We start from the raw sequence: 25,915 nt of genomic DNA, 5'->3' as shown, positions 1-25,915 counted from the left end.
CGAAAAAAAAATCTCATAAAAACGCTATGACAGCGTTTTTATTTATAGTTTTTCAAATGTAATGGTTTTCAGATTACAAAAAGATTATTACTGTCTAAAACTCTTTTTGTATTTTAAAGTTATAAAAATAGTTCCTTTACGGAACTATTTTTTTAGGCTTGATAACGTTTTTCACCATCAAGATAAGTTGCAACAAGCTCAAGGTGTTCATCCAGAACGATAAAGTCTGCATCTAAGCCTTCTTTAATTTGGCCGCAAACATCATCAATCTTCGTAGATTTAGCAGCATTCAAAGAAGCCATTTTTACAGCTTCAGCTGGTGTTGCAATTTGCCAATCTACAACGTTTTTCACTGCATCTTTGAGCAAAAGAATTGACCCAGCAAGGTTGCCCCCTTCTTTCAAACGTGCGGCACCATCTTTAACGATTACTGGGAACTCGCCAAGGTAATACTCACCATCGCTTAATCCAGCAGCTCGCATTGAGTCTGTAATTAATACGACATGGTCTGTACCTTTTTCGCGCATCAAAATCTGACATGCTTCTGGACGTACGTGGAAGCCATCACAAATCAATTCTGCATAAGTGTTTGGTAAGTTGAAGACCGCTCCAACCATACCAGGCTCACGGTGATTAAGACCGCGCATACCATTAAAAGCATGTACCCACATTGAAGCACCAGCTTGAACAGCTTCTACAGCATCTGCATAAGTCGCATTTGAGTGACCAAGGGCGATTGTAAAGCCATGTTCCACTGCTTCTTTCACAAAGGAAGTTGAACCTTCACGTTCTGGTGCAATCCCAATTTTGATTGGCAAACCTTTGGCTGCTTCACCATATTCAGCAAGTTCGCTATATGAAGGGTCGCGCATGTACTTAGGATTTTGAGCACCTTTAAATTCTTCCGTGAAGTAAGGACCTTCAAAGAAGAGACCACGGATTTTAGCGCCAGCTGCTTTATCTACATTTGAACCAATTTCATCAGCGACTTCCAACAATTCTTCATGACTTGCAGTCACAGCTGTTGGGAAGAAACTTGTAACACCTGCTGCTAAAAGTCCTTCACTCATTGTTTGGACGATACCTTCGATTTTACGGTCATTAGTATCTGCTCCACCAAAACCGTGAATGTGTGTGTCTACCAGACCAGGAGCAATGGATTGACCTGAATAATCTAGAATATCAGCTCCAGCTGGAGCATCTGCTGTCCACTTTCCAAATTTGCCGTCTGTGATTTGCAGGAAACCACCTGTTTTCACTTCATAAGGATAGAAAAATTTGTCTGCTTTAATATAGTAAGTCATAAAAGGGTTCCTCCGATACTTTGTATTCTCCAACATTTTAACACTCGGTACTAAAAAAGTCAAGAATTGGTATATATCAATACTTGACTTTTTGCTTATTTTTTATTAGAAAGTTCGAGCAATTTTTGCTTAATTTCATCTTCCATTTTGACCAATTCTTGCTCAGTTTGCTGACGTTTTTGACGTCCGTCAGATTGGATGCGCATAGTTTCTTGAATTGTATCGATAAGATTTTGTTGTGTAACTTTTAATGTTTCCACATCAATAAGTCCACGTTCATTTTCTTCAGCTGCTTCAATCGTTGAAGATTTAAGCATTTCAGAATTCTTACGTAGAAGATCATTGGTTGTTTCTGAAACAATACGTTGACTCGCTAGAGCATCTTTTTGCTTCAATAGAGTCAAGGCAATTGCGACTTGGTTTTTCCACAAAGGAATCGCTGTATTGATTGAGGTTTGAATTTTTTCTGCAAGCTCTTGGTTTGTATTTTGAATCAAACGGATCTGTGGAGCTTGCTGAATCGTTAATTGACGCGCCAAACGCAAGTCGTGCGCCCGTTTATCTAAACGATTTTTATAAGCTTCAAGATCGCTTACCTTTTGAACTGCTAAAGCCCCATCATCACCAGCACCTTGAGCTTCTTGACGTGCTGCTGGTAGGATTTCTTGTTCTAGCTCTTCAATCTTAAATTCTGCTCCTGCAATGTAAACATTAAGGGCTTTAAAATAGTTGAGATTTTCATCATAAAGCTTATCAAGCATCTCATTGTCTTGAAGAAGCCCTTGTTGCTCATTATTAAGTTTTGCCGAAATTTTATCAATTCCAGCACCAATTTTTTGGTACTTTTGAGTGACTTCAAAGATTGATTTTTTAACTTTTCCAAACATTTTTTGGAAAACACTTTTGTTTTCAGCAACAAGTTCATTAGGATTTGCTTGTTGGAGATTGTACATCAAATCAGTCAAAGAGCCGCCGACATCTCCTAAATCTTGCGCCTGTACTTTATCCAAAACACTTTGTGAAAAAGCTGAAATCTTATCTTGCGCATTTGCCCCATAAGCAATCACAGACTGTGAGCTATTCTCATCGAGTTGTTTAGCCAGTTCCTTCGCTTTTTCACGCTCTTCTGGACTTAGAACATCTATCGCGCGCAAAGAAGCTCTTTGATGCATATCAACAAGTTCTGTCTTTTGAGTTTCAGACAGCGCTTCTGCTTCTTTCACGACTTTATCACCATTAATTAATTCATCTAAAATAGGGTTTTCCATCCTCACTCCTTAATCAAACTTTACTTCATGCTTAATAACATTGACATCATCCATCAAAACTTCATGATAATTTTTCGAGATATTTGTTGCCAGTGTCTTAATCAGAAGCAGTGTTTCATCCATATCACGACTAACTTCATCAGATTTAACAGATTGTTTTTGCATTTCCAGATATTTCTCTGTTAATTTTACCATATTGGGTAAATCTTTATAGAGAAAATCATTCTGTTTTGTCAATTGTGTTGGGTTTTGCACGATATGTCTGAAGAGTAGTTTACTTGCTTCAAGGCCACCTGTGACAGATTCCACAACTTGTAGCTCGTCATTTTTCTTCGTATTTGCTTCCCATTTTTCAATGTTTTCTTTAGCATCTGCTAAAGTGTCACGAAAAATTTCGATGTCACTCTCAGAAAGTCCTGCTTCTTGATAGCGTTGTATATTTTCTTTACGCGGTGGTTTTTTTGCTGTTTTATTCTTTTTATTCGATTTGTTTCTCATTAAGCTAATCAGCCAAAGTGCCACTAGTAGAATTAGAATTGTTCGTATGAATCCATGCATTCCACCCATCATCATTCCTGTCATATGCATTTTTAGCCTCCATTCTTGTTTTCCTGTTATAACAAGCTTTCTTTACTTATTTCATCAGCCAACTGGCTATACTTTAATTTTATCATATTCTGAAGGAAACTTTTCAGACTTTCGTATGATTTCTAATTTGAGATAAGAGTGCTTATCGTAAGATTATAAGCTCGATTTTTGAAGACTGCAGATATAATTTTTCGTAAGAAAAAAAGAGAAAAAAGTTTTTTCATTCCTTTTTCTCAAATATATCTCTTTTATACTTCTTTATTTGTGGTCTGGCTTGGTTTCTATGTTCTTTTAGGTAGTGAAAAGTAAAGATTGAATAGTAAAACAACAGCAATTACGAGGGATACATAAGGATTGCTGTTATAAAATATAAAATTTATTCCAATAGCAATAAGTGAAAGTAACGTGATCAATAGGTTAATATATTTTTTAGTCATGAATTAGTGTTCCTTTTATTTTGAGAGTTCATCACACTCTAGTGAAAAAACTGAAAATTCAGCGTAAATTTTAAGAAAGAGTATCGTTCGTCTCATTCTCTTTTAAGGTTGAAAGGGCGTACTGTGAAATGCAAATAATTATTACAAAACCTATAATTTTAAGCAAAAGACTTAATGGCGCAAATAAGTACAATAAAATTATTGCTACTATTTCACAACTATAAATAATAAATTTCATGAATTTTTCCAATCTTTTTAATAACTCTGAACACCTAGAGATGTTCGTTTTTTTATTTTATAAGGATTTTTAGGATTTGCCATTACGTAGAATTACCTCCCTAGAAAAGGAGTTAATACTTCCAATTATAACATCAATAAATGTAACTATCCTTTTTCACTCGTAGAAACATTTCAATGTGTAAAAGTGATGTACAGCACTCATATTTATTAGAACACTACTTTAATCAAGAGGTGCATGATAAAAATGTAAACCTCAAGTAAATATCTCGAAAATAATAGTTTTAAATCTTAAATTCCTTAATCTTATCAACCTTCATTCCTTCTTTATCAGTAACAAATGTCCATCTTTGTTTAAATTTTTGTTGATAATTGGGAAGACCTTTTAGTATTTGTTGAGTATCCTTATCTATTACGTAATCAACAGCTTTAAAAGATATATCTATCTCGAAAGTGTTAGATTTTTTCCAGTATAGGCGACTGAGTCCTTCGATTTCAATATTTTCTGTGTGATTTATTTTTCGCTTATCTAAGTAGCTTAACAAAGTTTTAGTATGCTTGGTATAAAGTTTTTCGCTATATAACTGCGATACTCTTGATATATCCTGTGTATTCCAAGCATCTTGAATAGATAAGAACTGTTTCTTTATGGCATTAGAAAGTTCCATATCATCAATATGAACTCCCTCAGTATATATTCCCTTAGGTTTAATAACTGCACTAATAGCTATGATAATACCAAGACCTACAAGAGAAAGCATAAGCTTTACTTTATTTGATATACCACCTTCCACACTTGATGGTGAGTTATTACTAGTGTGAATGCCTCCAGTCCCTCCATGGAAACCTCCACCACCCGTAGTTCCACCTCCATGGAAGCCCCCAGCTAATGCCAGAACATGGGGAGCAAAGATGATGAAGAAACTCATTACTAGAAGAGCAATAAATATTTTTTGTTTTTTTATCATTTTTTTATTCTAGAAGCTCAATCAGTAAAGTCATACGATACATATATAGAACCTTTATAGCTAAGAGATATCAAATCCATTTCTCTTAGCATTATAACTCATTATGAGTTGAAGCAATTTTTTATACTCAAGCTCCGGCATATCGTAGGGGATCTTAAGTGACCCTTTTCCAAATTCAAGACCATAATCAGCAAAATCAGAAAAATCGCTTTCTTTCATACCTTGTGTTCCATAAATACCTAACCAGCCCTTATTAGCCATTAGTAAAAAAAGTTGTTGTGTCGCTTTCTTGGCCTGTTTAGGGTAAAAACCTGGCATTGCATAAGAAACACGTTCTTGCACATCAGGATAGATAGTATGGACCAACTGTCGTGTAAGTCGCATTCTCGCAAGTTTTTCTTCACTTAAGTCATTATCATTAAAGTAAGCTTCAAAAGGTTGTGCTTTTTTCATTTTAATTCATTCCTTCCACAACTTCTATTTCATAAGTAATTGTTAATACTATTATTAATCCTTGACACTCATTCCACTGCCAATCCAAGTCAAGATTCCTCCAACAAAGCCTAAAAATGGAAACAATCCAAATATTCCACCCAAGATAAAATAAAAACCTGCACGCCTAGTATCTTTTTCTGTTGAAGATTTACGGTCAACAACCCCCATAATAATCAAAATAATACTAATAATTACTGTTACACCAAACATACCTAATAATAATTGAAGATTCCAGTTCTCTGGTACGTGTCCGTGAACCCCATTAAAGTATGGATTAGTATTCCAGAAAAGTTGAAAGCCAAAAAGAGACAACACAATGAGGACGCTTCCTAAAAAGGCACTCATTACTGCATTTATTAAACTCATTTTTTTATTTTCCATTTTCTCTTCCTCCTTGACTTTCTTGTTTTTCTTTTTGGCTGTGAGCACTAATTTCCTGTAAAATTAACAGTATAAATAAGGGAATCTTCTTTATAAAATTCTACTTTAGTGTCAAGATTCATTTTTTTGACGGCACATCTGTCATAATTTGTTTTACCATAAACAGATTTTGCTAATCGTTCCAGATCTTTGGTAGAAGCATTTTTGATATTTATCATAGGAGTGCTTAAGGCATCCCATGATAAACTCGAACTGTCCTTATCCTGCTGAATCTTAGCGCCTCGCATCTGTGGATCGTTAATAATGTCCGTAATATTTTGTTGGCTATACATTTTGGCGCTTATATCCGTCAATGCAAAAGAACCCAACACTAATAAAAGTGGGCTGAAATAAAACAATAGGGCAGCAACTAGGATTATCAAAAGAGAGCGAATAGATACTGAAATTTTTGCACTTGTTTTTTTAATTTTAATAATATAACTCCTTATAATTAGAGTTCAATCAGCACATTTTTAGCCTTTAAGTTATCCAGGCATTCTATCAAATAATCTACATTATGCTCTGGATAAATAGGAACAGTCAAAGACATAGTCTCCAGTGACTCATAACTTGAACAATGGTTTCCACGGTACAAGGGACTTTCCCATTCCTTAGCCGGTTTGTATCCTCTTCGCTTCATTTCCTCCATAACTTGTTGATGATATTGAAATAATTTATAGGGTGAATAATCAAAAACATAATTTACAGTCGCGTGTGGCTTGCCCCAGCCTCTCCCTCTCAAAGCACAGCATTCTCTGTGCTGTCCAAGCAATTGCATCCGCGGAAGATGCTTTATTAAATCTTCGTGCCATAACCTCATCTCTCATCTCCTTCTTCCAGATTATTATTCCTCCTATTTTAGATCAATCATAAAGGTCGATTTATCCCCAGCGGAACACTTCCAAAAGGCAAAATTTCATAAAGCCTTTCAGGAATTTGTTGACTAAATTTTCTTGCATTTGGCGATAATTTTCCGTTTAAGGCAAGCAAGGTAACGCTCACTTGAATACGTTGCACTATCTGCGGGACATAGTCACCGCTTTCTATCAAGTTTTTCGCCTTAGTCAGTACTTCCCGTTCTTGGCTCGTCAAGGATTCGTCCAATATTAATCGATAAATATCGTTTAAAATCTGTTCTTCACGTGCGGATAAATTTACATTTTTCATAAGTGAACTCCTTTTGAAAAGCCTGTTTTGATTTATTTGAGCAAGGTTTTAAAAATCAGAACCACTAAAATTAAATCAATAGCCAATCCAAGATACCATGAAACGATAAAATATGTTTTTTGTGTTTTATGTCGACAAATTTTTCCACCTAGAAATGCGCCTAAACCACCACCCAATATTGCCTGGGAAATAAGCACCTTCTCAGGAATCCGCCACAAATGATGTTGCGCCTTGTATTTGTCAATAGCATAAAACAGAAAGACAATAATGTTCCAAATAATAAGTGCTGTTAAAATAAGAAGTCCTGTTGTTGTCATTGTTATCTTTCTGTTTTTAAATTTATTTTTAAGAAGTTTTAAATACCAATGGTTAATAGCTTCATTCATTGGGTGATTTAAAACTTTTTATCAATTTAACTCATCTTTATGCTATTCATTATATCACTTGCTGGGCTTGAAGTCATAACAGACTATCAAATAAATGAAGCACTTACCTCATTTATCTGTAAAATTTAACTATTTGACATTCAAAAAAACTCGGAGTATAGTTTTATCTATAGCAAAGTTAGAAAAGGGGAAATAACTTGGTATTTGAAAAAACAGTATTAAACAAAGCTCTCGCCTCTGCCTTTGATATTCCAGTAAAAGTAACTTACTGGGATGGCAAAACAGAGAAATATGGCGATGGTGAAGCTCAAGTACACATCATTTTCAATAAAAAATTCGCTTTTAGCGATTTAGCATCCATGCCTACTCTGGTTCTTGCTGAAGCTTACATGCACGATGAAATCGAAATTGAAGGAAGTATTCAAGAACTTGTCGCTTCCGCTTATCGTAAAGCAGATAGCTTTTTAACAAATCAATCAGGCTTCGGAAAATCCATTGTTGAACTCTTGGGCAATCACTCCCAAAAGCAATCGAAAAAGGATATTCATCAGCACTATGACATTGGGAACGACTTTTACAGAAAATGGTTGGATCCAACGATGACTTATTCTTGTGCTTATTTTGAAAATGAGAATATGACACTGGAACAAGCACAAATCGCTAAAGTACATCATATCCTTGACAAGCTCAACAGTACACCTGGCGGACGTTTATTAGATATTGGTTGTGGCTGGGGAACATTGCTCTTTACCGCTGCACAAGAATACGGCTTAGAAACTGTAGGTGTTACTCTTTCTGAAGAACAATACAACTATATCGTAAATAAGGCAAAAAAACTCGGACTTGAGGATAAAGTCAAAGTCTTCCTTACAGATTATCGTGATCTAAATGAAGGAACCTTTGATTATGTAACTTCTGTGGGCATGTTTGAGCATGTGGGTAAAGAAAATTTAGAAATGTATTTCCAAAAGGTTTATGATTATCTCAAACCAAATTCTCGTGCCCTCATCCATGGAATTACTGGTCAACATCGTGGAGCAGGTGTTGATCCTTTCATCGAAAAATATATCTTCCCAGGAGGTTATATTCCAAACATCGCTGAAAATGTCGAACACATTATGACTGCAAAATTACAACTTGATGATTTGGAACCTTTACGTCGTCACTATCAAAAAACACTAGAAATCTGGAACGAAAACTACAGTAAAGTTTTTGTAGATGTTGAAAAGGAAATGGGCCGTCCCTTTGCTCGCATGTGGACGCTTTATCTTCAAGCTTGTGCCGCTAGTTTTGAATCAGGGAACATTGATGTGGTTCAATATCTTTTAACAAAAGGGCCTTCAGGTGTTGGTCTTCCAATGACTCGTCAGTATATGCTCCAACATCATTAAACGTTTATGAGTATTAAAAGAAAAAAACAGTTGTCAAATACAACTGATTTTTTTTGCACATTTATTCTTTGTGCTTTTGTTTGGAATATATAAAGGCCTTGGCAATAACAGAGATGAACATAGCCATGATACCTAAACCAACCGTAGCATAGATCATTGTAAATATTTTACCTGTTGTAGTTATCGGATGCAAGTCTCCGTATCCTATCGTTGTTAAGGTCATAAAACTTAAATATAAGGCATCAAGAATGCTAAATTTTTCTACTGTTGAATAAAAGATAGTTCCACTCATCAAGGTTGTTGCCATCAAGAAAAACAAAGCTTTTGTATCGTCCTTTTTTAAGATAAAACTAAAGGAAGTGAATAATTTTTTGGTCGCAATTAGTAAGGATAGCACAGAAACCTTCTTTCTAAATTTATTATAAGCTTATTTCCAAATAAGAAGTTCTGACTCTGTAGTAACATCCCCAAACTTATCCGAAAAATCTTTAAAATGTACTGCACCTAACTTTGTATAAAGACTCCTTGCATTTTCATTATTTTTAAGAATTGCAATGGTGACCGTCATTTGGGCTTCTTTTGCTTGCTGCAACACATGTGACAATAACTGAGTCCCCACCCCTTTTCTTTGAAACTTCTGGGAGATGTGAAGGGAATCAATGTATAAGTTACCTCTCTGGTCGCTACTTTCTGAGTAAGCAATGAAACCTGCAACGTTATTTTCTAACTCTTTGACGAGAATATATTGTGAGGGTTTTGCAAGAAAATGCTCCCAATTTTTCTGAAATGTATCATATTCTAAACTTTCTAAATAAGTAGGAGGCAAGATGCTTTCATATGTCGTTTGCCAATTGTCTACGTTAATATGTGCTATTTCTTCTAAATCAGAATAATGTGCCGGACGAATGCTTGTCATCTTCTTCTCCTTTTTATTTTAAATAATCTTTTTTCAAAAGCCCCATAAAATGACTGTCGTGGTAACTTCCAGCTGCAAAGAAATGTTCTTTCATTGTTCCTTCAATTTTGAACCCAACTTTTTCATAGATATGAACAGCAGGAGCATTATCAACATCAACCCAAAGATAAACTTTATGCATGTTTAATACTTTAAAAGCATATTCTAAGGCTTGGTGAAATGCTTCTTGTGCCAAGCCTCGACCAGAATACTCTTCTGTAATGATAAGCTGTATTTCGCAACTACGATGGATGAAGTTGATTTCCATCAATTCTACTATGCCCGCAAATGCACCATCCACATCTACAACAAAACGACGTTCATCCATACTATGAATGTGCTTATCATATAGAGCCGTTAATTCATCTAAGGATTCGTAAGGTTCTTGAAACCATAAATGCATAGTTTTAGCTTCATTGTTGATGATATGAATATTTTTTAAGTCTGTTCTTTCTAGTGCTCTGATTTTCATTTTAGAATCTCCTTGCTTTTTATTTCCAATATCCTTCATGAACTTTTCTAGCTTTTTCCTCTACTTCTGGAAAGGGTCCGATAATCTGTATGAGCTTTTGTCCGCGATCAATAATCTGTTGCGCAGGCAAATCAAAAGTGGGATTTTGTTCATTGTCTCCTGTTAGTTCTAACAAACGTTTTTCAGTTAGAGCATAAACGATAGTTCCAATATTCCCCCAATAAATAGCTCCGGTACACATTGCACAAGGTTCCGCTGTAGTATAAAGTTTACATTGCCACAAAAATTCTTTGGAATAAAGCTTGGAAGCTTTTGCAGCCAAACTGGTTTCTGCATGTCCCGTACAAATCTGTTCTGTAATTTCAATATTTTCTTGTTCTAGGAGAATATTTCCCTTGCTATCTGTCAAAAGTGCACCAAAAGGAGTATTCCCATGATTGCGAGCATTTTGGGAAATCTCCACACAGCGTTCCAAAAGCGCAATATGTTTTTGTCTTTGCATATTCACCTTCCTTCTTCCATAATAAAATAGTTAGACTTTATTATACAATGAACCCGCTATAAATAAAAGCGTTTACTGTATTATTGACATCTTTTAAGCAAAATTCCTTTTTTGTTTTATTTTCTCACTTGGGTTTTCAGTGAATTTTAATATAGATTATGGTAAAATGAGGATGTATTGGGCTTTTATAAGCTAGGATAAATTAGTAAAGGAAAAAATATGAATCCACAAAAAATTGCCGTGCTCGGCCCTGGATCATGGGGAACTGCTCTTTCTCAAGTTCTTAATGACAATGGACATGAAGTTCGTATTTGGGGAAACAATGTTGACCAAATTGCTGAAATTAATGAAAAGCATACCAACGAACGTTACTTCAAAGGGATCACTTTAAATCAGAAAATTTCTGCTTATACCGATCTCGAATTTGCCTTGTCTGATGTTGATGCTATTCTTTTCGTTGTTCCAACAAAAGTCACACGTTTGGTTGCTCAACAAGTCGCAAAAGTTCTTAAACATAAAGTGACAGTTATGCATGCATCTAAGGGGCTCGAACAAGGGACCCATGAACGTATTTCTTCAATACTCGAAGAAGAGATTCCAGAAGAATACCGAAGCGAAATTGTTGTGGTTTCTGGTCCTTCGCATGCCGAAGAAACAATTCGACGTGATATTACCTTAATCTCTGCTGCTTCAAATGATTTAGAGACGGCTAAATATGCCCAAGAAATTTTTTCTAACGATTATTTCCGACTCTATACCAATACGGATGTTATTGGTGTAGAAACAGCGGGTGCTTTGAAAAATATTATTGCAGTCGGTGCTGGGGCTTTACATGGTCTTGGTTTTGGTGATAATGCTAAAGCAGCAATTATCACGCGTGGCTTAGCAGAAATTACCCGTTTAGGTGTTGCTATGGGCGCTCAACCACTTACTTATAGCGGCTTGTCTGGTGTAGGTGACTTGATTGTTACGGGTACATCGATTCACTCACGCAATTGGCGAGCAGGTGATGCTCTCGGTCGAGGTGAGAAGCTTGCGGATATCGAAGCAAATATGGGAATGGTTATCGAAGGTGTTTCAACAACCAAAGCCGCTTACGAACTCGCACAAAGTATGCATATCGATATGCCCATCACTGAGACAATCTACAAGGTGCTTTATGAAAATATGGATGCCCGTGAAGGCATCTTAGACATTATGCGCCGTGAAACACGTACCGAAAACGAATTCAGTATCTAAATCAAAAGGAGCTAATTTTTAAAATGATTAAAACAAACCCAAAACAAAAAGTAAGAAAAGCAATTATTCCCGCAGCCGGTCTGGGTACACGTTTCTTGCCTGCTACTAAAGCCCTTGCTAAAGAAATGTTACCTATCGTTGATAAACCAACGATTCAATTTATCGTTGAAGAAGCCTTAAAATCAGGAATTGAAGATATCTTAATCGTTACAGGTAAAGCTAAACGTCCTATTGAAGACCACTTTGACTCAAACATTGAGTTGGAACAAAACCTTAAAGAAAAAGGTAAAACAGAGCTTTTAAAATTAGTTGAAGAAACAACAGATATCAATCTTCACTTTATACGTCAAAGCCACCCAATGGGGCTTGGACATGCGGTTCTTCAAGCAAAAGCCTTTGTTGGCGATGAACCATTTGTTGTTATGCTTGGTGACGATCTTATGAACATCATGGGAGATGGTACACCACTCACAAAAGAATTAATTTCTGACTATGAGAAGACACACGCTTCAACAATCGCTGTAATGAAAGTTCCACATGACGATGTGGACAAATATGGTGTTATTGCTCCAGAAGGTGAAGTTTCTAAGGGTCTTTACAATGTTGCAGAATTCGTCGAAAAACCTGCTGTTGAGGATGCTCCTTCTGATTTGGCTATCATCGGCCGCTACCTCTTAACTCCAGAAATTTTCCAAGTTTTAGAAAAACAAAAACCTGGTGCAGGTAACGAAATCCAATTGACGGATGCGATTGAAACTTTAAATAAAACACAACGCGTTTTTGCACACGAGTTCACTGGCAAACGCTATGATGTCGGCGATAAATTTGGTTTCGTTGAAACAACTATCGAATATGGTCTCAATCATCCACAAATCAAAGATGAATTGCATGATTACATCATCGCTAAAGCAGAAGAACTTTTAAAATCTGAAAGCAAAACTGAAAAATAATTCAAGGCTGTCCAGCGTTTGCTTGGGCAGCTCTTCTTATCCCCTTTTTCCTTGTAAGAACAAATCATTCCGAACTTCTTATTTTGCCTAAATTATGCTATCATGGAGGGGATGAAATTTTTCAAAGAAATCAAGATTAAAGCTCTGGATATTATCATTATTCTTGCCTTATTTTGTGCTTCTTTTTCTGTTTTTTTTCTCCTGCCTCACAATAGCGCTGGGACAAAGGCCCAATTACGTGTGCAAGGGAAAGTGATTAAAACATTTGATTTAAGCAAAAATCAGCGCTGGACTTATCGCTCTGAGGATGGGGATTACAATGAAATAGAGGTAAAGGATGGAGCGATTGCTGTTGTTAAGGCTTCTTGTCGCGATCAAATTGATGTGCAACGTGGCTTTATTTCAAAAGTTAACGATACTATCGTTTGTTTACCTCATGATTTAGTCATTCAAATCATTGGAGATCAATCAGAATCTGGAGTGGATTATAGCGGATGAATGTAAAAGAAAATATTTATATAGCACTTCTCACTGCAGTAGCTGTTGTTATGGGCATTTTTGAGAGCTGGATTCCCTCCTTCTTCGCTTTTGCTCCGGGAGCCAAAATTGGCCTAGCTAATCTGGTAATGATTATTGCCATTTTCACCTTAGATTGGCGAAAAGTTTGGACAATGCAAGTCTTGCGCTTGCTAATTACTGCCTTATTCACAGGTGTTTCTGTGGTTATCTACTCTGCGGCAGGAGCTATTTTAAGCCTCTTAGCCATGTACCTCATGAAGCAATTAGGACCCAAATGGGTCTCTCTCATTGGTATTTCTGTTGTCGGAGGCTTCTTTCATAATCTCGGACAACTGCTTGTTGCTTCGCTTATTACAGGTACAAGCTCCGTAATGCTTTATTTACCATGGCTCTCTTTTTTCGGTATGCTCGCTGGTTTTGCCATCGGTGTTGGTGGCAACCAAATCATTCAGCGTGTAGCACCAATACAGTTATTATTTATTAAAGAAAGTAAAAAATGGACGTAAAAAATACAATTTGGTCAGAATATCCAAAATTAGAATCTTCCTTAGTCAAAGTTCAAAAGCTGATGAAGCAACAGGTTGGCATCAAAAATAAAGAAATCAAGTCAGCCATTTTTGACCTGTTTGATGCAGGTGGAAAAATGCTACGTCCGGCTTATTTATTAATGTTTGCTGATTTTACTGCTATGGATAATAAAAGTAAAATCGCACTTGCTGCAAGCGTCGAAATGCTGCACACTGCAACGCTTATTCACGACGATATTGTTGACCAAGCAGATACACGTCGCGGTGTCGAGACTCTCTCGAAAAAATACGATCCGTCAATTGCTGTTTATGCTGGCGACTATCTTTTTGTAGCTGTTTTTAAACTTTTGTCAAAATATTCTTTTGATTTGCCAAATTTAACAAAAAACATCGGATCTATTGAACGCCTTTTAGGCGGAGAACTTGGACAACTCAACAAACATTTTGATTTTGAGCAAACGCTCGATGATTATATTCAAAATATTTCTGGAAAAACTGGCGAACTTTTTGCTATGTCATCCTCAATCGCTCCTTTAATTATGCAAGATGTTCACTTATCTGAACTCTCCTATAATATTGGGATGGACATTGGAATTGCCTTCCAAATTATGGATGACTATCTTGATTATGCTAGCGACAGTCAAACTCTGGGAAAACCTGTACATGAAGACATCAAGCAAGGTATCTTTTCTGCACCCGTTCTTTTTGCTTTAGAGATCGATCATCGTCATGTGAAATCTTTGATTCAAAAAGAACAATTTGAAGAAGTTTACAGCTTCATTCAAAGCTCTGGAGCGCTGACTAAAACTAAAGAGTTGGCCCAATATTATACTAATCAAGCTCTCAATCTAATTAATAAGCTCCCTGAGGGCCAAACACGTGATAACATTAGCAGTGTTACAAGAAAACTTTTGGAACGGAATTTATAATGAACCCTGAAGAATTTTATGCGCAACTTGAAACTTTTGACCTTTTCTTAAATGATCAACAAAAAGAACAATTTGAACGCTATTTTGAGCTTCTCGTTGAGTGGAATGAAAAAATTAACCTTACGGCAATTACAGAGAAAAAAGAAGTCTTTCTCAAGCATTTCTATGATTCAATTGCACCGATTCTCTACAAGCTCATTCAAAATGAACCCTTAAAAATCCTTGATATTGGTGCCGGGGCAGGCTTTCCTAGTTTACCAATGAAGATTATTTTCCCAGAGCTACAAGTAACTATTATTGATTCGCTTAACAAGCGCATCAACTTCTTGTCTCTTTTATCAAAAGAGTTGCACTTAGAGCAAGTGACTTTATTGCACGGTCGCGCTGAGGATTTTGGACAAAATCCTCACTACCGCGCTCAATTTGATATTGTTACAGCACGCGCAGTTGCGCGTCTCAGTGTACTCTCTGAACTCACTATTCCTTTTCTTAAGAAAAATGGCCATCTCTTGTCACTCAAAGCGGCTAAATTTGATGAAGAACTTTCGGATGCTAAACATGCAATTGCCGTCTTAGGAAGCAAATTTATCGAACAGATTGATTATCAACTTCCAAATGGTGATGAGCGACACATTGCTATTATCGAAAAGAAAAAAGAAACGCCGAAAAAGTACCCACGAAAAGCGGGAACGCCCAATAAAAAGCCACTTTAAAAAGCTCTGGTTCATTCAGAGCTTTTTCTTTATTATGCACGCCCATTCCATTCATTTTTAATAGTTTGATAGGCTTGAATTGGATTTTCAGCACGAGTAATTGGACGGCCAACAACAATATAATCCGATCCGATATTGCGTGCTTCTTCTGGTGTCATCACTCGTTTTTGATCTCCCTTGGCTGTGCCTGCAGGACGAATACCTGGTGTCAAACAGATGAAATCTGGACGTGTGACACTTTTAATCTTTTGAACCTCATGAGCTGAACATACAACACCATCTAAACCAGCCTCATCTGTGCATTTAGCATAGTGTAGAACTGATTCTTCCAAACTTGTCATAATCATTTGATCATGGTGCATACTTTCTTGGCTAGTGGAAGTCAGCTGAGTGACAGCAATCAAATCTGCAACCTTTTCTCCAGCAGGTGTTCCAGCTATCAAACCTTCTTTAGCTTGCTGCATCATCTCAATCCCTCCAGCAGCATGAACATTAATCATATCTATTCCTAAACGGGCTAGACCTTTCATGGCTGAGCCAACTGTATTTGGAATATCATGGAGTTTCAAATCTAAGAAGACATCATGACCTTGAAATTTAAGGAAATCTACAACAACCGGTCCTTCTTGATAGAGGAGCTCCATTCCCACTTTTACATAGAGTTTTTCGTGATCATCAAAGCGCAGTAAAAAATTTTTTACGTCGCGTAAGCTGGGGAAGTCAAGGGCTACCATTGGTCTTGATTCATGCATTTTCTTTTTTCTCCTTTTTTACTTCTTTACGTAATTCTTCTAAACTTTCAATCCCATACTTATCCATAAGTTCAGGAAGTTCATTAATAATTTTCGGACACACATAGGGATCGGAAAAGTTTGCTGTCCCTACTGCAACCGCACTTGCACCAGCCAGATAAAATTCAAGAACATCTTGAGCAGTCATTACACCGCCCATTCCGATAATCGGTAATTCCACTGCTTGTGCCACTTGGTGAACCAATTTTAAAGCTACTGGTTTAATCGCCGGCCCTGAGAGACCACCTGTAATGTTGGCTAAAATCGGTTTACGAGTCTGCAGATCATAACGCATTCCCATTAAAGTATTAATCATCGTAATCCCATCAGCTCCTGCTGCTTCTACGGCCTGAGCGATTTCTACGATATCCGTCACATTTGGCGAGAGCTTGACATAAAGTGGGACATCCGCTACCTCCTTACAAGCCTTGACCAAATCATAAGCAACTTTCGGATCTGTACCAAATGCTTGCCCGCCATGCTTCACATTAGGACAAGAAATATTGAGTTCAATAGCTTTAACATTTGGTGCTGTCCCTATTTTATCGCAAACAGCTACATAATCATATAGTTCAGAACCGGCTACGTTAGCAATAATAGGTAGCTCAGGAAAGTTTTCATACAGCCAAGGCAATTTATCTGAGAGTACTACATCTAGACCAGGATTTTGCAGACCAATCGCATTAAGCATGCCGGCACTTGTTTCTGCAACACGTGGCGTTGGATTACCATAACGTGGTTTAAGAGTTGTGGCCTTAATCATTATGGAACCCAGTTGATTTAAATCATAATATCGTGCATAGTCCTCGCCAAAACCGAAACAGCCTGAAGCAGGCATAATTGGATTTTTTAGATTCAATCCAGGAAGTTCCACTGCAAGTCGATTCATTATATTACTACTCCATTTCCTTTAAATACCGGCCCGTCTTGACATACTTTTAAAGCATGTTCTGGGTCTTTTTTATCTGGGACAACACAAGCATAACATGCACCAATTCCACAAGCCATACGTGCTTCCATTGACAAATACAAGCGCTCTAAAGTTTCAAACCTTGTTGCTACGGTTTTTAACATCATTGGTGAACCACAAGCATAGACCACGTCTACCTCTTGTTCAAGCTGATTGAATAAATGCCCAACATGTCCTCGAGAACCATAAGAACCATTATCTGTAGCTACTTTTACCTCAATATTAGGGAGCTGCGCGAACTGCTCTTCAAGAATCTTGACTTCCGCACGTGCAAATCCGAGCAAAACCGTAATATTGCAGCCTTTTTTACTAAGCTGCTTCGCTAACTCGTACAGCGGAGGAACACCTATTCCTCCACCTACTATAAGGACTTGATCGTTTTCTGTTACTTCATCAACTGGAAATCCTTTACCTAAAGGACCAAGAATATCCACTGATTGTCCTGCAACCATTTTTGACAAAAGGTAGGTTCCCGTGGTGTTATCACCTCGACGATAGAGTAATGTACACGTTTTTTCCTGCTTATTCCAACTCGAAATCGAAATTGGCCGCCGTAAAAGTAATTCTTGACTGGGAACTTTTAATTGCAAAAACTGTCCTGCCATTTCCATATCATCTACCAAATCGCCTTGCAACACCAACTCAAAAATATCTTCAGCAACTTCTTTCTGACTGACAATAAGCATCTCTTCTTGAAGCTTCATTACTCCTCCTTTTTATAAAACGAATCCATTAGCCAAAGCGTTTTGCAGGTCAAGAGTTCTTTATCCACAATGAACCAGCATATTAAAGCAGAAATAATAACTAATGCTTTACAACTCGCTTTGCTCCTTGCGTATTATCATTCTAATCTGCTAAAGCAGAAAGAATGATAATAAAAACACCTGCAGAGAGGCTGCAGGTGTACAAAAAGCATCTATCATCCTTTTCTCATACTTAAAAGTACGCGAAACAAAGGGGATATAATTTATCGTATCCTTGCTAGCCTCTCTGGACTAAGTTAAAGGTTTTAAAGTATTATAACTTAAATTAAGAGGAATTACAAGAATCAATAAATCCTACTCAAGTTGTAAAAAAATCCTTTATTTCTATGGTATAATGAAAGCGTGTAATTTAAATAAAGACAGGAGAAAAATATGGGTATCATTAAAGCAGCGACAAGTAGCCTCGGAGGAACGTTAGCCGATCAATGGCTTGAAGTCATCGAACCAGAAGATATGTCCGATCAAACTGTTATGACCAAAGGTGTTATGGTGCGCAAGGACGATAAACGTGGTAGCAATCGTAAAGGAACTTCTGATGTCATTACAGATGGATCTGTCGTGCATGTCTATCCTAATATGATGATGCTCCTTGTTGACGGCGGTAAAATCATTGACTATACCGCAGAAGAAGGTTATTATACGGTCAAAAATGATACTGCACCTTCTATGTTTAACGGTGGACTTAAAGAATCTGTTCAAGAAGCCTTCTTTCGTTTTAAATTTGGTGGTGTGACACCTCAAAAACAAGAAGTTTACTATATTAATCTTCAAGAAATTAAAGGCATTAAGTTTGGAACAGCTACGCCTTTACAATACTTTGATAACTTCTATAATGCGGAACTCTTTCTCCGTACACATGGAACATATTCGATAAGAATTACAGATCCTATCTTGTTCTATGCTAATGCCATTCCAAAAAATCAAACACAAGTTGAAATCTCAGATATCAATGAACAATATCTCCAAGAATTTTTAACAGCATTGAATACGTCAATCAACCTCTACTCAGCACAAGGTGAGCGCGTTTCTTTCCTCCCTTCAAAATCTGTTGAACTTTCAAAATATATGGCGGATACACTTGACGAAGAATGGCGCAAACTTCGTGGAATCGAAGTGGTCGCTGTTGCTGTAAGCTCAATCAGTTACACAGATGACAGCCAAAAACTAATCAATATGCGTAACCAAGGTGCAATGCTAGGTGATCCAAGTGTACGTGAAGGCTATATGCAAGGCGCTGTGGCGCGCGGTATTGAAGCAGCTGGAAGCAACACTGGTGGAGCCATGCAAGCCTTTATGGGAATGGGCATGGGAATGAACCAAGCGGGAGATGTGCTTGGTCAGGCCAGTGCCTCAAATCAAGCCCAAATGGCTCAACAGGAAAAGGCAGCGACAAAATCGGAAGACACGTGGACTTGTTCAGCTTGTGGTACAGAAAATGCAGGAAAATTCTGTTCAAACTGTGGTGAGAAAAAACCTGAAGTGCAAGCTAACTTAAAGATCGAAATGGCTTGCTCAGCTTGTAATGCAGTCGTTAATTTAGCTAATGGTGTTCCAAAATTCTGTCCAGAATGTGGACAACCTTTTGTTGCTAAACCTTTATAAAAATCAGAAAAGAGGTAAATTATGAGCCAGTCGAAGGTTCTCACCCATCTCTGTCCTAATTGTGGCGGTCCCCTCTTATTTGATCCTAAAAGTCAAAAGTTTCATTGCCAGTACTGCTTATCTACCTTTACGGAAGAGGAAGTTACTGCCTTTGAAGCCAAACAAAAAGACAAGGGATTTCCAGAAGAAAGTATTCCAGATGTTCCTTTAGAAACTGATGAGGCAGAAACACCGATTGATGATCAGGTTGGACTCTTTGTTTGTCCTTCATGTGGTGCGGAAATTGTGACAGATGCAACTACTGCTTCTACTTTCTGCTATTATTGTCACAATCCTGTCGTTCTTTCAGAACGTCTCTCTGGGAAATTTCTCCCAGAAAAAGTTCTACCTTTCCAGATTGAACAGAAGGATGCTGAAAAAGCTTTCCTCGACTGGGTAGGGAAAAAGAGATTTGTCCCGAAAGATTTCTTTGATAAAAAACAAATCAAGCAACTTCAAGGTGTTTATTTTCCTTATTGGGTTGTTGGTGCAGATTTAGAAGGACAATTGCAAGCACGTGCCAATAGGATACGGGTCTGGATTGTTGGAGATTTAGAATACACAGAAACTAAGCAATACCAAATCCTCCGAGAAGGAAACAGCAACTTTCAAGATTTAGTAAAAAATGCCTTGAAAAAAAATGAACCAGAAAAAATGGTTGGTGCTGTTCAACCCTTCGATTTATCCAAAGCGGTATCTTTTAAAAATCAGTATCTCTCCGGTTTTTTAACTGAAAAAAGAGATATTGAGTATGCAGAAATCAAGGAACGCGTAGATAGCGAATTACGTCAGTATTCCGAAGCGCTCATGCGCGACACAATTCAAGGCTATACTGCTGTAACCAGTGTTCAATCTCAACAAAGCATTAAAAATCTAGAAAGTGACTATGTGCTTTTGCCACTCTGGCTCGTGACTTATCGTCAAAAAAATAGCGATAAACTTTTCTATTATGCAATGAATGGCCAAACAGGTAAAACTGCTGGTATCCTTCCTGTGGATAAAATGAAAGTCGCTCTGGTGGCACTTCTTATTTTCATCACTGTACTTATACTTGGCGTGACTGTGGGGTGGTTTGTCTCATGAAAAAGAAACGAATACTTTTAACACTATTTTTTACAGTAATTACACTCTGTACATTGTTTGCTTTTGTTAAAGATACTTCTGCACAGCAGGTAGGTATTGACGATAAGGCTGCTCTTTTGAGTGGCTCAACACAATCCCTTGAGCAAGAAGCTCAACTGCTTGCAAACCAGACCAAAGCTGGAGTTTTTGTAGTTACAACCATGGACGATACTGAATCGCCCAAAGAGTTAGCAGTCAATTATTTAGCACAAAAAGTCGGGCAAGGGAACAACGGTATTGTCTTGGTAATTAATATGTCACAGCGGAAACTTTATATCTGGGCAACAGGAAACTTGAAGTATTACATTACCTCTTCTCGGATTGAGTCGATTTTAGATGTTGTGCAACCTCAATTGTCCGATGGGAATTATCCACAAGCCATAGAGAATTTTTATGCACAAGTGACGCATTATTATGAACAGGGGATACCTGGCGGACGAAAATATACGGTTGACCCGCAAACGGGAGCCGTTACTTTTCATCGTTCCTTCCGTCCTGCTTATATTCTAATTGCAGTTATTCTTGCACTCATCTCCGCTGGTGCCTTTGTTACTGTTCTGGTCTCTCGCTATCAATTAAAGATGGGCGCACACTGGAATTATGGTTATCAAGAGAATGGAAAATTAAACTTATCCAAACAAAGCGATACGTTGGTCAACTCCTTCATTACTACTCGCCGTATTCCTAGAAATAATAACTCTAGTGGAGGCGGCTTCTCTGGTGGCGGAGGTTCTGGCGGTGGACGGAGTTTTTAATAAAACAAAAAGAGCAAATGCTCTTTTTTTATTTTATTATCTTATACTTTCCTGAAGGAAGATTCCCCAATTCATAATTGCCAATCTTTGTACGGATTAAACGTAATGTTGGAAAACCAACATTGGCTGTCATTCGACGCACTTGACGATTTTTTCCTTCTTTGATAGAGATTTCGACCCAGCTTGTGGGTATTGATTTTCGCTCACGAATCGGTGGTGTTCTCTCCCAAAGCCACTCTGGTTCTGAAACTCGTCTAACTTTCGCCGGAAGTGTTTTACCATCTTTAAGCAAAACACCTGCACGAAGTTTTTGAGCTGCTGACTCAGTGAATTCTCCCTCGACCTGTACAAGATAAGTCTTATAAGACTTGGACTTTGGGTCAGTAAGCTTATGATTTAACTTTCCATCATCTGTCAGTAAAAGTAAGCCTTCACTGTCTTTATCTAAGCGTCCTGCAGCATATACATTAGGAACATCAATATAATCTTTCAATGTTTTACGATTTTCAGTATCCGTAAATTTTGTGAGTACGTCAAAGGGTTTATTAAATAGTAATATCATCTCCTCTATTGTACCAAAAGTGGTCCAGCTTCGCACCTGCCATAAAGAAAATGTCACATAAAAAAAGCAGTACCAGTCTGCTTTTTTTGTTTAAATAACATTCATGGTAAATGAGCGGCTCTCCATCACACGGAGGATAGCTTCTGCTGTGTCTAAAGCTGTAAAGAGTGGAATACCACGACTAATTGCTTCCTGACGTATGAGAAAACCATCCGTTTCTTGTGTTGATACGCGTTTGCTGCCCATTGTATTGACAATAGCTTGAACACGCCCCATACGAATGTCATCAATAACTGTATCCTCAGTAGATTCCGTCACTTTACCGACCTCTCGAACATAAAGCCCTGCAGTTTTTAGGTATTGTGCAGTTCCTGAAGTCGCTACTAGTGAATAACCAATATCAGCAAAACGTTTTGCCATCTCTAAGGTTTCTGCTTTATCTTCATCGGCCACTGTAAAGAGAATTGACCCATGGTCAGCCATGTGCAGTTTTGCAGCTTCAAAAGATTTATAAAGCGCCTTTTCTAAGGTTGTATCTGATCCCATCACTTCCCCCGTTGATTTCATCTCTGGACCAAGGAGGCTATCAACTTTTGCCAATTTGCTAAAGCTGAAGACTGGAGCTTTGATGTGGACCAGTTCAGATTCTGGGGCAAGACCTGATGTGTAACCAAGTTCTGCTAGTGTTTTCCCTAAAATCATCTGTGTGGCAAGTTGTGCCATCGGAATTCCTGTAACTTTTGATAGGAAAGGAACCGTACGCGAAGCTCGTGGGTTAACTTCAATAACATAGACTTTTTGCTCGTGGATAACGAACTGAATATTCATCATACCGATGCAGTTTAAGCCTTCTGCCAATCGTTTAGTATAATCCACAATTGTCTCAATAATTTCAGGACTGAAGGTTTGTGGTGGATAAACAGCCATTGAGTCTCCCGAGTGAACCCCCGCACGTTCAATATGCTCCATAATTCCTGGCAACAAAACATCTTTTCCATCACAAATAGCATCTACTTCACACTCTTGTCCAGTCAAATAGCTGTCTACTAATACTGGGTGTTCTGGCGAAGCCTTGACTGCACGGTTCATATAATTACGCAAATCTGCTTCATTATCAATAATTTCCATAGCACGTCCACCTAAGACAAAGGATGGGCGTAGCAGGACAGGATAACCAATTTTTTCAGCATTGGCAACTGCTTCTTCTTCATTTGTGGCTGTTGCTCCCGGTGGTTGTGGAATATCCAAGTCGGACAAAGCCTTTTCAAAGGAATCTCGGTCTTCTGCACGTTCAAGGTCTGCTACTTGTGTTCCTAAGATACTTACGCCAGCTTTTTCCAAAGGTTCCGCTAGATTAATCGCTGTCTGCCCACCAAACTGAACGATTACACCTTTGGGTTCCTCTAAATCGATAATGTTCATGACATCTTCGAAAGTCAAAGGTTCAAAGTAGAGTTTATCCGAAATTGAAAAATCAGTAGAAACCGTCTCAGGATTGCTGTTGACGATAATTGCTTCATAGCCTAAAGCTTGGATTGCTTTAACTGAATGAACAGTCGCATAGTCAAACTCTACGCCTTGACCGATACGGATCGGACCTGAACCTAAAACAAGGATCTTTTCTTTTTCAGATTTTACAGATTCGTTCTCCCAAGCATAAGACGAGTAGAAATACGGTGTGCTACTTTCAAACTCAGCAGCACAAGTATCTACCATTTTGTAGACTGGCAGAATTTCACCATCTTTGCGACGGCGACGTACTTCTGACTCTGTCACATTCCAAAGTCTGGCAATCTCTTTGTCCGAAAAACCATTTTTCTTGGCTGTTTTCAAAATTTCTGGATCAAAAACATTCAGTTCTAACTCTTTTTCAATCTCAACGATATGGAGTAATTTATCTAGGAAGAAAATGTCAATCTTACTTAAAGCCGCAATTTCCTCAATCGGAATACCACGGCGAATCGCTTCTGAAATATAGAAGAGACGGTCATCCTGTGCTTTAATAATTTTTTCGTACAGGAACTCTTCTGTGACTTCTTCAGCACCTTCTAAACGGTTGTGGCTCACACCTATCTCCAATGAACGTACTGCCTTGAGTAAGCTTTCTTCGATGTTGCGTCCGATAGCCATTACCTCTCCAGTCGCTTTCATTTGTGTCCCGAGATTACGATCACCATTTTCAAATTTATCAAAGGGGAAGCGGGCAATTTTAGAGACAACGTAGTCAAGTGCTGGCTCAAACATAGCATAAGTCGTGTTTGTTACCGGATTGATAATTTCATCTAATGTCATTCCGACTGCAATTTTGGCCGACATCTTAGCAATCGGATAACCTGTCGCTTTAGAAGCTAAGGCAGAGGAGCGTGAGACACGGGGATTTACTTCAATCACATAATATTTATAAGAATGTGGATCCAAAGCAAGCTGAACATTACATCCTCCTTCGATTTTCAAAGCACGAATGATTTTTAATGAAGCATCACGAAGCATTTGGTATTCAACATCTGACAAGGTTTGACTAGGCGCGAACACAATCGAATCTCCTGTATGTATACCTACGGGATCAAAGTTTTCCATGTTGCAGACCACAATCGCATTATCTGCCGAGTCACGCATCACTTCGTACTCTATTTCTTTATATCCGGCTATTGATTTTTCAATCAAACATTGTGTCACTGGAGAAAGTTTTAATCCATTGGCAACTACCTCACGAAGTTCTGTTTCGTTGTTGCAAATTCCGCCGCCTGTTCCCCCCATCGTAAAGGCTGGACGGACAATGATTGGGTAGCCAATCTCTTTTGCTTGATTAACTGCCTCCTCAACCGTTGTGGCAATTTCAGATTCGCACAAAGGCTCTCCAATACTTTCACAGAGTTCTTTAAATAATTCACGGTCTTCTGCTCGGTCAATGGCAGTTAATTTTGTACCTAAAAGTCCAACCGAAAGTTCTTTCAAAATACCGCTTTCCGCCAATTCCATCGCCATATTTAGCCCTGTTTGACCACCTAAGGTTGGCAAGAGGGCATCTGGTCTTTCTTTGCGAAGGATTTTGCTGACAAACTCAAGCGTAATCGGCTCAATATAAACTTTATCAGCAATTTCACGGTCAGTCATAATCGTTGCTGGATTTGAATTGACCAAAATAACTTGATAACCTTCTTCTTTGAGCGCTAAGCAGGCTTGAGTACCAGCATAGTCAAATTCAGCAGCCTGACCAATAACAATCGGTCCTGAACCGATAATCATAATCTTCTTAATATCCGTACGTTTTGGCATAGTATCCCCATTTCTAAAATTCCAAAGCAGCTGTGAGATAAACTTTGTACTACTCTCTGACAGACATTTTTCTCATTTCCTAGGAATTTTAAGAAAAAAGCACCTGCCAGAAAAAGCAAGTGCAAAGAAGATAGAGTATTCCCTTTTTATTCAAAAGGATTTAATATTCATGTTCACAACCTTGCTAGCCTCTCTGGACCAGTTTAAAAGTTTTATCTTTAGTAGAATATCATTTTCTAAAGATGCAGTCAAATGAAAACTTTGAGAGCTCTCTTCCTCGAGAGATTTCAGTGAAAAAAACTTGTATCAAAAAACAGTAATAAGATTTACATTAAATAGAAAGCGCCTTCTATTTAATAAATAAAAAAAGAAAAAAGTTCTTTGCTTTTTGAAAAATTATTCTATTATCCCTCTATAAATACAGTATAAACCCTTTATTTTAAATGAAAAATGCTACTTTTAAAATTAATTATAAATTTACAATTAAATTTTTATAATAATATCCTTGACACTTTCCGTAAAAATGTTATAATTAATTCATAAGCAAATTAGAAATAAATAAGATTT

At 37.7% G+C, this 25,915-nt stretch carries 29 protein-coding genes; 10 read left to right on the top strand and 19 right to left on the bottom strand.

Annotated elements, in window-relative coordinates; translation table 11 throughout:
* Positions 1-152 precede the first annotated feature (152 nt).
* The 10 genes from nagA to J0J36_RS03575 all read right to left on the bottom strand — a co-directional run bounded on the left by nagA (position 153) and on the right by J0J36_RS03575 (position 7,201).
* Positions 153-1,304 (bottom strand): N-acetylglucosamine-6-phosphate deacetylase, encoded by a 1,152-nt coding sequence (nagA, locus tag J0J36_RS03620; protein WP_019291627.1) that lies wholly within the window; start codon positions 1,302-1,304, stop codon positions 153-155.
* 95 nt (positions 1,305-1,399) lie between these two features.
* Entirely contained in the window at positions 1,400-2,572 is a 1,173-nt protein-coding gene (locus J0J36_RS03615; protein WP_153924641.1) for a toxic anion resistance protein, read from the bottom strand.
* Positions 2,573-2,581: 9 nt separating this feature from the next.
* Positions 2,582-3,160, bottom strand: coding sequence for a 5-bromo-4-chloroindolyl phosphate hydrolysis family protein (locus tag J0J36_RS03610; RefSeq protein WP_153924638.1), 579 nt, complete (start codon positions 3,158-3,160; stop codon positions 2,582-2,584).
* 958 nt (positions 3,161-4,118) lie between these two features.
* Positions 4,119-4,802 (bottom strand): TIM44-like domain-containing protein, encoded by a 684-nt coding sequence (locus J0J36_RS03605; protein ID WP_019291630.1) that lies wholly within the window; start codon positions 4,800-4,802, stop codon positions 4,119-4,121.
* A gap of 60 nt (positions 4,803-4,862) precedes the next feature.
* Positions 4,863-5,255 (bottom strand): hypothetical protein, encoded by a 393-nt coding sequence (locus tag J0J36_RS03600; RefSeq protein ID WP_019291631.1) that lies wholly within the window; start codon positions 5,253-5,255, stop codon positions 4,863-4,865.
* A 54-nt stretch (positions 5,256-5,309) separates the two neighbouring features.
* Positions 5,310-5,678 (bottom strand): hypothetical protein, encoded by a 369-nt coding sequence (locus J0J36_RS03595; protein WP_207781712.1) that lies wholly within the window; start codon positions 5,676-5,678, stop codon positions 5,310-5,312.
* A 47-nt stretch (positions 5,679-5,725) separates the two neighbouring features.
* A complete protein-coding gene (locus tag J0J36_RS03590) occupies positions 5,726-6,031 on the bottom strand; it encodes a hypothetical protein (protein WP_225210214.1) in 306 nt (101 codons plus the stop codon).
* A 137-nt stretch (positions 6,032-6,168) separates the two neighbouring features.
* Positions 6,169-6,537 (bottom strand): TIGR02328 family protein, encoded by a 369-nt coding sequence (locus J0J36_RS03585; protein ID WP_019291634.1) that lies wholly within the window; start codon positions 6,535-6,537, stop codon positions 6,169-6,171.
* Between the two features lie 47 nt (positions 6,538-6,584).
* Positions 6,585-6,884, bottom strand: a complete 300-nt coding sequence (locus tag J0J36_RS03580; protein WP_019291635.1) for a bacteriocin immunity protein — start codon at positions 6,882-6,884, stop codon at positions 6,585-6,587.
* A 32-nt stretch (positions 6,885-6,916) separates the two neighbouring features.
* Positions 6,917-7,201: a DUF1294 domain-containing protein gene (locus J0J36_RS03575; protein ID WP_029343287.1), complete on the bottom strand. Its 285-nt coding sequence runs from the start codon at positions 7,199-7,201 to the stop codon at positions 6,917-6,919.
* 266 nt (positions 7,202-7,467) lie between these two features.
* Here J0J36_RS03575 and J0J36_RS03570 point away from each other — a divergent pair, with 266 nt between their 5' ends.
* A complete protein-coding gene (locus J0J36_RS03570; RefSeq protein ID WP_019293718.1) occupies positions 7,468-8,661 on the top strand; it encodes a cyclopropane-fatty-acyl-phospholipid synthase family protein in 1,194 nt (397 codons plus the stop codon).
* A gap of 61 nt (positions 8,662-8,722) precedes the next feature.
* Here the strand turns inward: J0J36_RS03570 and J0J36_RS03565 are convergent, their stop codons facing one another.
* From J0J36_RS03565 to J0J36_RS03550, 4 genes are read right to left on the bottom strand one after another with little or no spacing between them, the layout of a single operon-like run.
* Complete coding sequence (locus tag J0J36_RS03565; RefSeq protein ID WP_019291638.1) at positions 8,723-9,058, bottom strand: potassium channel family protein; 336 nt, start codon at positions 9,056-9,058, stop codon at positions 8,723-8,725.
* 30 nt (positions 9,059-9,088) lie between these two features.
* Complete coding sequence (locus J0J36_RS03560; protein ID WP_019291639.1) at positions 9,089-9,577, bottom strand: GNAT family N-acetyltransferase; 489 nt, start codon at positions 9,575-9,577, stop codon at positions 9,089-9,091.
* Positions 9,578-9,590: 13 nt separating this feature from the next.
* Positions 9,591-10,088, bottom strand: coding sequence for a GNAT family N-acetyltransferase (locus J0J36_RS03555; RefSeq protein WP_086582126.1), 498 nt, complete (start codon positions 10,086-10,088; stop codon positions 9,591-9,593).
* A 19-nt stretch (positions 10,089-10,107) separates the two neighbouring features.
* A complete protein-coding gene (locus J0J36_RS03550) occupies positions 10,108-10,590 on the bottom strand; it encodes a nucleoside deaminase (RefSeq protein ID WP_019291641.1) in 483 nt (160 codons plus the stop codon).
* A gap of 219 nt (positions 10,591-10,809) precedes the next feature.
* Here J0J36_RS03550 and J0J36_RS03545 point away from each other — a divergent pair, with 219 nt between their 5' ends.
* The 6 genes from J0J36_RS03545 (at position 10,810) to rsmG (ending at position 15,467) form a co-directional block, all read left to right on the top strand.
* The gene (locus J0J36_RS03545) at positions 10,810-11,829 is read left to right on the top strand and encodes an NAD(P)H-dependent glycerol-3-phosphate dehydrogenase (RefSeq protein ID WP_019291642.1); all 1,020 of its coding nucleotides are present in this window, start codon (positions 10,810-10,812) and stop codon (positions 11,827-11,829) included.
* Positions 11,830-11,852: 23 nt separating this feature from the next.
* The gene (gene galU / locus J0J36_RS03540) at positions 11,853-12,779 is read left to right on the top strand and encodes a UTP--glucose-1-phosphate uridylyltransferase GalU (protein WP_019291643.1); all 927 of its coding nucleotides are present in this window, start codon (positions 11,853-11,855) and stop codon (positions 12,777-12,779) included.
* A 102-nt stretch (positions 12,780-12,881) separates the two neighbouring features.
* Positions 12,882-13,277, top strand: coding sequence for a NusG domain II-containing protein (locus J0J36_RS03535; protein WP_019291644.1), 396 nt, complete (start codon positions 12,882-12,884; stop codon positions 13,275-13,277).
* On the top strand, positions 13,274-13,804 hold the full coding sequence (locus J0J36_RS03530; RefSeq protein ID WP_014025081.1) for a Gx transporter family protein: 531 nt from the start codon (positions 13,274-13,276) through the stop codon (positions 13,802-13,804). Before J0J36_RS03535 ends, J0J36_RS03530 begins: the two co-directional genes overlap by 4 nt.
* Positions 13,795-14,754, top strand: a complete 960-nt coding sequence (locus tag J0J36_RS03525) for a polyprenyl synthetase family protein (protein WP_019291645.1) — start codon at positions 13,795-13,797, stop codon at positions 14,752-14,754. The genes J0J36_RS03530 and J0J36_RS03525 overlap by 10 nt, the downstream gene beginning before the upstream one ends.
* On the top strand, positions 14,754-15,467 hold the full coding sequence (gene rsmG, locus J0J36_RS03520) for a 16S rRNA (guanine(527)-N(7))-methyltransferase RsmG (protein ID WP_153924636.1): 714 nt from the start codon (positions 14,754-14,756) through the stop codon (positions 15,465-15,467). Before J0J36_RS03525 ends, rsmG begins: the two co-directional genes overlap by 1 nt.
* A 32-nt stretch (positions 15,468-15,499) precedes the next feature.
* On the opposite strand, the gene pyrF is transcribed toward rsmG, so the two are convergent.
* From pyrF to J0J36_RS03505, 3 genes are read right to left on the bottom strand one after another with little or no spacing between them, the layout of a single operon-like run.
* Complete coding sequence (pyrF, locus tag J0J36_RS03515) at positions 15,500-16,219, bottom strand: orotidine-5'-phosphate decarboxylase (RefSeq protein WP_019291647.1); 720 nt, start codon at positions 16,217-16,219, stop codon at positions 15,500-15,502.
* The gene (locus J0J36_RS03510) at positions 16,212-17,147 is read right to left on the bottom strand and encodes a dihydroorotate dehydrogenase (protein ID WP_019291648.1); all 936 of its coding nucleotides are present in this window, start codon (positions 17,145-17,147) and stop codon (positions 16,212-16,214) included. Before J0J36_RS03510 ends, pyrF begins: the two co-directional genes overlap by 8 nt.
* Complete coding sequence (locus tag J0J36_RS03505) at positions 17,147-17,932, bottom strand: dihydroorotate dehydrogenase electron transfer subunit (RefSeq protein ID WP_019291649.1); 786 nt, start codon at positions 17,930-17,932, stop codon at positions 17,147-17,149. The genes J0J36_RS03510 and J0J36_RS03505 overlap by 1 nt, the downstream gene beginning before the upstream one ends.
* 432 nt (positions 17,933-18,364) lie before the next feature.
* Between J0J36_RS03505 and J0J36_RS03500 the strand changes: the two genes are divergently transcribed.
* Genes J0J36_RS03500 through J0J36_RS03490 form a run of 3 tightly spaced genes read left to right on the top strand, consistent with a single transcriptional unit; the run spans position 18,365 to position 21,510 of the window.
* Positions 18,365-19,594: an SPFH domain-containing protein gene (locus J0J36_RS03500; protein WP_019291650.1), complete on the top strand. Its 1,230-nt coding sequence runs from the start codon at positions 18,365-18,367 to the stop codon at positions 19,592-19,594.
* Positions 19,595-19,615: 21 nt separating this feature from the next.
* On the top strand, positions 19,616-20,716 hold the full coding sequence (locus tag J0J36_RS03495; RefSeq protein WP_165719045.1) for a TFIIB-type zinc ribbon-containing protein: 1,101 nt from the start codon (positions 19,616-19,618) through the stop codon (positions 20,714-20,716).
* Positions 20,713-21,510, top strand: coding sequence for a YgcG family protein (locus J0J36_RS03490; protein WP_019291652.1), 798 nt, complete (start codon positions 20,713-20,715; stop codon positions 21,508-21,510). Before J0J36_RS03495 ends, J0J36_RS03490 begins: the two co-directional genes overlap by 4 nt.
* 28 nt (positions 21,511-21,538) lie before the next feature.
* Here the strand turns inward: J0J36_RS03490 and J0J36_RS03485 are convergent, their stop codons facing one another.
* Entirely contained in the window at positions 21,539-22,072 is a 534-nt protein-coding gene (locus J0J36_RS03485) for an rRNA large subunit pseudouridine synthase E (RefSeq protein ID WP_019291653.1), read from the bottom strand.
* A 90-nt stretch (positions 22,073-22,162) separates the two neighbouring features.
* Entirely contained in the window at positions 22,163-25,348 is a 3,186-nt protein-coding gene (gene carB / locus J0J36_RS03480) for a carbamoyl-phosphate synthase large subunit (protein ID WP_153924634.1), read from the bottom strand.
* Between the last annotated feature and the right edge of the window lie 567 nt (positions 25,349-25,915).

The sequence above is a fragment of the Lactococcus sp. LG1074 genome (assembly GCF_017309525.1).
Taxonomy (GTDB): Bacteria; Bacillota; Bacilli; order Lactobacillales; family Streptococcaceae; genus Lactococcus; species Lactococcus petauri.
The sequence above is the reverse complement of the archived record's forward strand: the minus strand, read 5'-3'. Positions and strand labels throughout refer to the sequence as shown.

Excerpts from the sequence above, each read along its gene's own strand:
- J0J36_RS03610 (WP_153924638.1), bottom strand. The coding sequence starts at position 3,160 with ATGCATATGACAGGAATGATGATGGGTGGAATGCATGGATTCATACGA.
- carB (WP_153924634.1), bottom strand. The coding sequence starts at position 25,348 with ATGCCAAAACGTACGGATATTAAGAAGATTATGATTATCGGTTCAGGA.
- J0J36_RS03595 (WP_207781712.1), bottom strand. The coding sequence starts at position 5,678 with ATGGAAAATAAAAAAATGAGTTTAATAAATGCAGTAATGAGTGCCTTT.
- J0J36_RS03525 (WP_019291645.1), top strand. The coding sequence starts at position 13,795 with ATGGACGTAAAAAATACAATTTGGTCAGAATATCCAAAATTAGAATCT.
- pyrF (WP_019291647.1), bottom strand. The coding sequence starts at position 16,219 with ATGCATGAATCAAGACCAATGGTAGCCCTTGACTTCCCCAGCTTACGC.
- J0J36_RS03530 (WP_014025081.1), top strand. The coding sequence starts at position 13,274 with ATGAATGTAAAAGAAAATATTTATATAGCACTTCTCACTGCAGTAGCT.
- J0J36_RS03545 (WP_019291642.1), top strand. The coding sequence starts at position 10,810 with ATGAATCCACAAAAAATTGCCGTGCTCGGCCCTGGATCATGGGGAACT.
- J0J36_RS03500 (WP_019291650.1), top strand. The coding sequence starts at position 18,365 with ATGGGTATCATTAAAGCAGCGACAAGTAGCCTCGGAGGAACGTTAGCC.
- J0J36_RS03505 (WP_019291649.1), bottom strand. The coding sequence starts at position 17,932 with ATGAAGCTTCAAGAAGAGATGCTTATTGTCAGTCAGAAAGAAGTTGCT.
- J0J36_RS03495 (WP_165719045.1), top strand. The coding sequence starts at position 19,616 with ATGAGCCAGTCGAAGGTTCTCACCCATCTCTGTCCTAATTGTGGCGGT.
- nagA (WP_019291627.1), bottom strand. The coding sequence starts at position 1,304 with ATGACTTACTATATTAAAGCAGACAAATTTTTCTATCCTTATGAAGTG.
- J0J36_RS03560 (WP_019291639.1), bottom strand. The coding sequence starts at position 9,577 with ATGACAAGCATTCGTCCGGCACATTATTCTGATTTAGAAGAAATAGCA.
- J0J36_RS03555 (WP_086582126.1), bottom strand. The coding sequence starts at position 10,088 with ATGAAAATCAGAGCACTAGAAAGAACAGACTTAAAAAATATTCATATC.
- J0J36_RS03600 (WP_019291631.1), bottom strand. The coding sequence starts at position 5,255 with ATGAAAAAAGCACAACCTTTTGAAGCTTACTTTAATGATAATGACTTA.
- J0J36_RS03575 (WP_029343287.1), bottom strand. The coding sequence starts at position 7,201 with ATGACAACAACAGGACTTCTTATTTTAACAGCACTTATTATTTGGAAC.
- J0J36_RS03490 (WP_019291652.1), top strand. The coding sequence starts at position 20,713 with ATGAAAAAGAAACGAATACTTTTAACACTATTTTTTACAGTAATTACA.
- J0J36_RS03535 (WP_019291644.1), top strand. The coding sequence starts at position 12,882 with ATGGAGGGGATGAAATTTTTCAAAGAAATCAAGATTAAAGCTCTGGAT.
- J0J36_RS03615 (WP_153924641.1), bottom strand. The coding sequence starts at position 2,572 with ATGGAAAACCCTATTTTAGATGAATTAATTAATGGTGATAAAGTCGTG.
- galU (WP_019291643.1), top strand. The coding sequence starts at position 11,853 with ATGATTAAAACAAACCCAAAACAAAAAGTAAGAAAAGCAATTATTCCC.
- J0J36_RS03510 (WP_019291648.1), bottom strand. The coding sequence starts at position 17,147 with ATGAATCGACTTGCAGTGGAACTTCCTGGATTGAATCTAAAAAATCCA.
- J0J36_RS03580 (WP_019291635.1), bottom strand. The coding sequence starts at position 6,884 with ATGAAAAATGTAAATTTATCCGCACGTGAAGAACAGATTTTAAACGAT.
- J0J36_RS03485 (WP_019291653.1), bottom strand. The coding sequence starts at position 22,072 with ATGATATTACTATTTAATAAACCCTTTGACGTACTCACAAAATTTACG.
- J0J36_RS03605 (WP_019291630.1), bottom strand. The coding sequence starts at position 4,802 with ATGATAAAAAAACAAAAAATATTTATTGCTCTTCTAGTAATGAGTTTC.
- J0J36_RS03585 (WP_019291634.1), bottom strand. The coding sequence starts at position 6,537 with ATGAGGTTATGGCACGAAGATTTAATAAAGCATCTTCCGCGGATGCAA.
- rsmG (WP_153924636.1), top strand. The coding sequence starts at position 14,754 with ATGAACCCTGAAGAATTTTATGCGCAACTTGAAACTTTTGACCTTTTC.
- J0J36_RS03550 (WP_019291641.1), bottom strand. The coding sequence starts at position 10,590 with ATGCAAAGACAAAAACATATTGCGCTTTTGGAACGCTGTGTGGAGATT.